Here is a 6000-nt window from a genome sequence, read left to right as displayed (position 1 = left end):
AAAATCCCGAGACATACAAGCCAAAATGCCATCACCGAAGGTGATTTACGCGAGCAACGAGTCAAAGTCCGTGCTTGCACGGAACCTTGAGGAGTGCCGCGATAACGATAAAAACTCGCAAAGCGTGGTTTTATCGTTTAAATGCATTTTGACTTGTAACTGTGAAGGTACTGAACAGTTACAAAAGAAGAAACAAAAGGCAGGTGGAATACCATGGAGGGATCCTTAAAAGAAACACCATATGAAAAGCGGATCCAGCGACTGATGACAGGTGAAGACGGGGATCAATATGGGTTTTATATTAATATTACCGACAATATTGTCCGGGAAGTGAAAAACCCGGAAAAAGCCTGCTGGGAGGATGAGACAGGACGTCCGGGCGGCGTGACGCACTGGCTGCAACAACAGATTTATCCCTATATTCTGGATAATGAGGAAGAGAAGAAATTTCGCAGAACATTTTTGAAAGAGGAACTATTGCGTATTTTCCAGACAGGACAGAGGCACATACAACTTGGATATCGTTTTCGTAAAGGAAAATACATTACCTGTTATACCGTTAATATAGAGATGTTCGAACATCCGGTGGATCACACCGTTGAATGTTGCGCAATCTGGCGAAATGATACGATTCCTTATATTAATCGTGTGATGACCCATATGTTGCTCAGGGATAAATACCGGATGATCGCTGTACTGGATATTCAGGAAAATACAGTATTTGTCCGAAAACATACGTTTGAGAACACGGAAATCCCATGTGACAGTCCGTTGGAGTATGAAGGATTCATCCGTGAACTCAGTGAAAAATGTATACAGGAAAAGAGCACAGAATGGTTTCAAACCTCTGCCAGTCTGAATACTATGGAAGAAAATCTGCAGGTGGCAGGGACATATTCTTTTACAGTGTACAATGCTGACCGCGGAGCGGAACGATATACCTACCAGTGGCTGGATAAAGAATATCGGGAAGTGCTGATCGCAGTGGAAGACCGTACAGTGGAAATGGAAAAAGATCCGCTTACTGATTATCTGAACCGTGACGGATTTGTCAGAAAGACAGAAAATATTTTAAAAAAGAATGCAGACCGGTATCAATTTGCGATTATTTATTTTAATATCCGCAAGTTTTCCGGCCTGAATGATGTCTATGGATACGAAAACGGTGATAGAATCATCCGCTCTTACATGGACCGGATCCAGAACAGTACGCTCCGTCCACTGGTACTGGGGCGTGTGGCTGCAGATCGTTTTCAGGCGCTTGTCGATGCAAAAAATCTGGAACCTGCGGCATTGGGAAAACTTCTGCAGTATCAGGTGAAAATCGGGGAAGAACAGGTGGAAATATACGGACGCTGTGGTATTTACTATATTCCCAAGCAATGCAAGCTGGATGTTTCTCAGATGTGCGATCTGGCCAAAATGGCCAAAAATAAAATTTCCAATCAATATGTGCAGCCATATGCGATCTATCAGGAAGATATGAGGACAGAATACGAACAGAAGAACCTGGCACTTCTGAATCTGGAAAAGGCATTGGAACAGGAAGAGTTTGTGGTATGTTATCAACCGGTAGTGGAGGGAAAAACAGGACAGATCGCATCGGCAGAAGCACTAGTTCGTTGGAACAGTTCAGGCGAAGAGCCGATGATCCCGTCCGTTTTTGTGCCGGAACTGGAAGACAGTGGTTATATTACAAAACTGGATACCTATATAGATCAGACGGTCCGCAGGTTTCAGGAAGAACGCTATCACAAAGGGAAACGAATGATTCCGGTAGCGGTCAATCTTTCCCGTATGGATCTGATGAACAGCCGGTTGATGGAGCGAATCTGTACAGAGCTTCAGGAAACAAAAGTACCAAAACAATATTTCCGTTATGAAATTATAGAATCCGCATACACAATTATCAGCAAAGAGGGAGAAGAATTTCTGAAACGTCTGAGAAAAGAGGGCGTTCAGATTTTTCTGGATGATTTTGGAACCGGAATTTCTACATTTGAGACTGTACGGGATTACACCTTCGATGCATTGAAAATGGATATGGGGTTTGTTAAAAAAATCGGAAAGGATCCAAAGAGAGATGCAATTGTAATATCAATTATCGATATGGCACATCGAATGGGAATGAAGGTTGTAGCAGAGGGAATTGAAAATAAACAGCAAAGTGAGTTCTTATGTAACCACGGCTGTGATTATCTGCAGGGATACTATTATTATAAACCAATGTCTGCGGAAGAATTCTCAAAGCTGCTGGATAAATAATGAAAAACAACAAAAAACTGCAAGTGTGAAATAAATGGTTTGTCACATACTAACGGAGAAGACAAAACGAAAGGATGTGGCGGAAACTTGCAGGAAAAACAGAAAAAATATCGAAAATTTTTGTGGTACGCTCTGGTGGGGACGCTGCTGAGCCTGTTTATATTAATATATGGAACTATGAAGGATCACATACCGGATGAAATATTTGTCTACGCAGACGAAGAGACGGACTGGGAAACATTTTTTCAGGAACCATTGATTTCTTACGATGAAACGGTGGAAGTTTCACAAAATGGAAGTTATCAGATTCGCTGCAAATGGCTGGGAGTGCTGCCGCTGAAAACCATTAAGGTTCATACGGTGGAAAAGCAGGAAGTGCTGGTCAGTGGGTCGCCTGTGGGGATCTATATGGAAACGAAAGGTGTTCTTGTGATTGACAGTGGTGAGATCACGGATCGGGAAGGAATCCGCAGGACACCGGCAGAACATATTATCCAGTCGGGAGATTATATCTGTGAGATCGATGGGAAAGTACTTACAGGGAAAAGGCAGCTGATGCAACTGGTAAGAGAGAATCAGGGAGAACCGATGGAACTGCAGGTGATCCGCCACCGGGAGACGATAAAGCTGGAGATGACACCGGTGGAGACTGAAGACGGTTCTTATAAACTCGGTATCTGGGTGAGGGATAATATTCAGGGGATCGGAACACTTACGTATGTGGAGCCGAACGGAACATTTGGAGCACTTGGTCATGGAATCAGTGACGCAGACACGGGAGAAAGACTGGAAATTTCTGACGGTGATCTTTACCGTGCAGATATTCTTTCTATCCGTAAAGGTACAGCCGGTACACCGGGGGAACTTCGGGGCGTGATCAATTACAGAGAAGAAAACCGGATCGGAACGATATGTGGGAATTCTCAGTATGGTATCCGTGGGCAGATGGAACCCGGAAAATATACAGAATCCATGAAAAAGATACCGACAGGACTCAAACAGGAGATTCAGACAGGAAAAGCGGAGATCCGCTGTGATATCGGTGATGGAATCCGGGAATATCAGTGTGAGATTCTTGAGATCGACAGCAATGCAAGAGATACCAATAAATGTTTTGTCCTGCGAATCACGGATGATGATCTTCTCTCCCGAACCGGTGGAATTGTCCAGGGAATGAGCGGTTCCCCTGTGTTGCAGAACGGGAAACTGATCGGAGCGATAACCCATGTGTTTGTCAATGATCCGACAAAAGGATATGGAATTTTTATTGAGAATATGATGGAATAGCAGAAAACACAGAGAATACAGAAATTAAGAATACAGAAATAAATTAGTTCATGATATAATGAGCGCAAGAGAGTCAGAGGGGGCTTGCTCACTCTTGACGAACGGCGAAATTATGGAGTGATGAAATCACGAAATAATGAGCGTTAGCGAGCGGGAACAAACGAAGTTTGTTCATCGGAAGCGTTTTAAAAGTAAAAGAAATCAGGCAGGGGAAACAGGGAAATGGGACAGAAATTATATTTGGAATGTTATTCGGGAATCAGCGGAGATATGACAGTTGCGGCACTGTCCGGTCTTATGAAAGACCGGACACCGCTGTTTTGTGTGTTGGATCATATGCCGGTGGAAGGATTTTCTTATGAATTAAAGCAGCTGAAAAAGTCCGGGATCGATGCCTGGGATTTCCTGGTAAAACTGGATGCGGAGCATGAAAATCACGATCATGATATGGAGTATCTTCACGGACACGGCCATACGCATGACCATGACCATCATCACGGCCATGAGCATCACCAGGATCACGCAGAAACAGCCGGGCATCATCATGATCCGGTGCAGGCGGAAGCGATGCATGCGCAGGAAGAAACTGGACATGAGGAGCATCACCATCATCATCACGAACATCGCGGACTGGGAGATATTTTCCCGATCATTGACCGGTGTGACATGACGGATACGGCGAAAGAACTGGCAAAAGATATTTTCCGGATTCTTGCGAAAGCGGAGGCGAAGGCACACAATGTACCGGAAGATCAGGTGCATTTTCATGAGGTGGGAGCCGTGGATTCTATCGTGGATATTGTTGCAGCTGCGGTCTGTATGGACAGTTTGCAGGTGGATGGTGTAATTGTTCCGTTTCTTTGTGAGGGAAAGGGATCCGTGCGCTGTCAGCATGGCATCCTTCCGGTTCCGGTTCCGGCAGTTATCAATATTATCCAGGACAGCGGTCTGAAACTCAGGATGACACAGGTGGAAGGAGAACTGGTAACTCCGACCGGAGCAGCTTTTGCGGCAGCAGTCCGCACAGAAGAAACACTTCCGGAGACATTCCGCATCCTCAATGTGGGAATCGGCGCCGGAAAACGCAAATACGAGTGCCCGGGTGTCCTTCGCGCGATGCTGATCGAGACGGAAGAGAAACAGGAAGATAAGATCTGTAAACTGGAAGCCAACATCGACGACAGTACCGGTGAACAGCTTGGCTATGTTCTCGGTGCACTGATGGAAGCCGGTGCAAGAGATGTGCATTACACCCCTGTATACATGAAGAAAAACCGCCCTGGGTGGCAGCTGAATGTGATCTGCATGGAAGAAGACAGAGAAAAACTGGAAAATATCATCTTCCGGGAAACAACGACCATTGGGATCCGCAGACAGAAGATGGACCGGACAGTGCTTCGGAGAAGTAAAAAGACGGTACAGACACCTTACGGGGAGGCGGAAGTGAAGATCTGTGAGAAAGATGGTATGAAAAAAGTTTATCCTGAGTATGAATCGGTGGTTCGACTTTGCAAGGAGAGTGGGACGGCGTTTCAGGATGTGTTTGAAAGTGTGAAGCAGGCGATAGAAAAATAAAAAACAGAGACATTTTGGATAGATGAGTTTCTGAAGATTTCACTATAGAGTGCCGAAACCCAGCAAGAGGAAGGCGGAGCCAGGGTGGCACGACACTTTGTGGGAGGTTAGAGCAAGCTTAAAGTTGCCCTGCCCACGTCGTGCCACCCTGGCTCCGCCTTTCTCTTGCGTCCGTATAGGAACAAACAAAAAAGAAAGAAGCCAACCTTAAAAAATAAAAGGTCGACTTCTAAATTTCGATTTCTCAACACTTACGACAGCACACCCACATGCTTCTTAATAGCCTCAAAACTCTCCTTACTGATCACGTGCTCCATCTTGCAGGCATCTTCTGTTGCGATTTCTTCCGGTACCCCCAGATGCATCAGCCAGGAAGAGAGCAGCTCGTGCCGCTCATAAATCATGTCTGCAATCTCTTTCCCGGATTCGGTAAGATATATGAATCCGGCATCAGTGACTGTGATATGCTGATGTTCTCTCAGGTGCTTCATTGCCACACTTACACTGGATTTTTTATAACCTAATTCAGTGGCGATATCTACGGAACGAACAACAGGAAGTTTTTTACTCAGTATCAGAATCGTCTCCAGATAATTTTCTGCTGATTCATTTTTTGCCATATTACAAACCCCCTTCATGAACAATTCCACTAAAAATGACTAAAAGAAAAGCAGCTGTCCAGAAGATCGTATCTGTGATACAAAACACTGAACAGTTACCATCAAGTATAGATAAGTATAGCATAACTATTACAAAAATTCAACTGACAAACATGTTTTTTCCATGGGCAAACGTGTGAATAATGTTACTGTGAAAATACTTATTGAAAAAAATTTCCAACAAGTACTTGACATCTAATGAATATTAGCATAT

The 6000-nt window shown here is 44.4% G+C and carries 4 protein-coding genes; 3 read left to right on the top strand and 1 reads right to left on the bottom strand.

Going from position 1 to position 6000, the window contains the following annotated elements; genetic code table 11:
* The first annotated feature begins 213 nt into the window (after window positions 1-213).
* The 3 genes from FYJ57_RS09075 to larC all read left to right on the top strand — a co-directional run bounded on the left by FYJ57_RS09075 (window position 214) and on the right by larC (window position 5127).
* Window positions 214-2265: a GGDEF domain-containing phosphodiesterase gene (locus tag FYJ57_RS09075; RefSeq protein WP_154432413.1), complete on the top strand. Its 2052-nt coding sequence runs from the start codon at window positions 214-216 to the stop codon at window positions 2263-2265.
* A gap of 87 nt (window positions 2266-2352) precedes the next feature.
* On the top strand, window positions 2353-3552 hold the full coding sequence (gene spoIVB, locus FYJ57_RS09070) for a SpoIVB peptidase (protein ID WP_154432412.1): 1200 nt from the start codon (window positions 2353-2355) through the stop codon (window positions 3550-3552).
* Window positions 3553-3774: 222 nt separating this feature from the next.
* Complete coding sequence (gene larC / locus FYJ57_RS09065) at window positions 3775-5127, top strand: nickel pincer cofactor biosynthesis protein LarC (RefSeq protein WP_154432411.1); 1353 nt, start codon at window positions 3775-3777, stop codon at window positions 5125-5127.
* A gap of 251 nt (window positions 5128-5378) precedes the next feature.
* On the opposite strand, the gene FYJ57_RS09060 is transcribed toward larC, so the two are convergent.
* Entirely contained in the window at window positions 5379-5747 is a 369-nt protein-coding gene (locus FYJ57_RS09060; protein WP_154432410.1) for a metal-dependent transcriptional regulator, read from the bottom strand.
* Window positions 5748-6000 lie beyond the last annotated feature (253 nt).

Origin of the sequence: Oliverpabstia intestinalis, from assembly GCF_009696065.1 — a bacterium.
Lineage (GTDB): Bacteria > Bacillota > Clostridia > Lachnospirales > Lachnospiraceae > Oliverpabstia > Oliverpabstia intestinalis.
Note: the sequence above shows the minus strand (reverse complement) of the source record. Positions and strands in the feature narration are given on the sequence as shown.